1 pseudogene is annotated in these 504 nt (G+C 72.8%); it reads left to right on the plus strand.

The features are described from left to right. Nucleotides 1-138: 138 nt before the first annotated feature. Nucleotides 139-504 (plus strand): annotated as a pseudogene (locus ACK4SE_RS14415) (hypothetical protein); the annotation flags it as partial.

Genomic DNA, 504 nt, shown 5'->3' on the forward strand with positions numbered 1-504 from the left:
GCGGCCGCCAGCGACGCCAGGCGTGCCGAGACGACGGACCCGTCGAAGACGAGGGTGAGCGGGGACCGTGGCGCCAGAGGCGCCGCGAAAGCCCCGCGAACGCCCGCGCCGAAGCTGAAGCCCGTCCCCGAGGCGGCGGTGGCCGCTGTCGGCGACACGCTGCGCGAACAGGGGCTGGCGGTGCCAGCCGTAGGCGGCGGCACGACCTTCCTGCAGGCGAAGACGGCGAACGAGGTGCTGAAGGCGCAGGAACGGCGCATCCGGCTCCAGAAGCTGAAGGGGGAGTTGATCGAGCGGGCCCGCGCGCTGGCGCTGGTGTTCCGCCTGGCGCGCGAGGAACGGGACGCATGGGTGAACTGGCCCGCGCGCGCGGCGGCGCTGATGGCGGCCGAGCTCTCGGCCTCATGCAGCGACGCGACGGGCCAGCAGATCACCGTGGAGCCAGCCGCGATGCAGAAGGTCCTGGAGAAACATGTACGCGCCCACCTCGACGAACTCGCCGAG

It is taken from the genome of Brevundimonas sp. (genome assembly GCF_046293315.1).
Lineage (GTDB): Bacteria > Pseudomonadota > Alphaproteobacteria > Caulobacterales > Caulobacteraceae > Brevundimonas.